An 892-nucleotide genomic window follows, 5' to 3' on the forward strand; every position below is an offset into this window, starting at 1 on the left:
GGCGGGGGGGCATCGCCCTGGCCGCCGGCACGTCGCCCATCTGCCGCAGCGGCCGCGTGCGGGCCGACAGCAGATCGCCCAGCGCCAGTTGCGCGAGCTGGAAGTTGGGGTGGTCGCGCACCAAGCTCTCGGCCTTGGCCAGGGCCTCGCGGCCCTTGCCTTCGCCGGTGAGGCGATAGACCTCCATGAGGCGCTTTTCCGCCTGCCCATCGGCGAGCGGGGCGATGCGCACGGGCGCCGTGCGCGCGTTCTTGCCCACGCCGCGCAGCTTGTCGCCCTGGGCGTGCGCGGGCCAGGCTGCCGCGAGCAACGACAGCACCATGCCCGCCGCCATGCCGCGGCTCCAGGGGGAACGTCCCGCAGGCATGCGAGGCTTCAAGCGGAAATGAATGCGGCGCGGTGCGCCAGCAGAGGGCAAGGGAGCATCCCGAAGGCGATGGTGGAGCGCGTCACCGAAACGATCGCCATCAACCGCCGGTGGCCTCGCGCACGATGGTCCACTGGCCGCCGGTGTTCACCAGGTCCAGGGTCTTGCGGCTGTTCACGCTGTAGCTGCCGGAGCTGTAGCCCTGGCGAAAGCGCGCCTGCGCCTTGTTGCCGTTCACGGAAATGCGCAGGTCGTTCACGCTGACGTTGATCTTGGCGCGGCCGACGATGCGGTCACGGCGCTCTTTTTCCCAGGCGGCGTGGCTTTGCTTGCCGTTGGGCGTGTAGTTCTTGTCGTAGGCGCCCAGATAGGCGTTCATGTCCTGGCTCTCCCAGGCCTTGGCCCAGGCGTGCACTGCAGCGGACACTTCCCGTTCCGCCGCGGCGGCGGCGCTGGAAGCGGTGTTGCCCGTCACTGCGGGAGCGGGGGCCGGAGCCGGGGCGGGCGCCGGTGCAGCGGCCACCC

At 70.9% G+C, this 892-nt stretch carries 1 protein-coding gene and 1 pseudogene; both read right to left on the reverse strand.

What is annotated here, in order from left to right; all coding sequences use genetic code 11:
* Positions 1-334, reverse strand: a pseudogene (locus tag AC27IO_RS24860) (L,D-transpeptidase family protein); the annotation flags it as partial.
* 133 nt (positions 335-467) lie between these two features.
* Positions 468-892 (reverse strand): L,D-transpeptidase Cds6 family protein (locus AC27IO_RS24865; protein ID WP_498741299.1); only part of this gene is annotated, 425 nt, incomplete at its 5' end.

It is taken from the genome of Acidovorax sp. KNOB132, assembly GCF_057541515.1.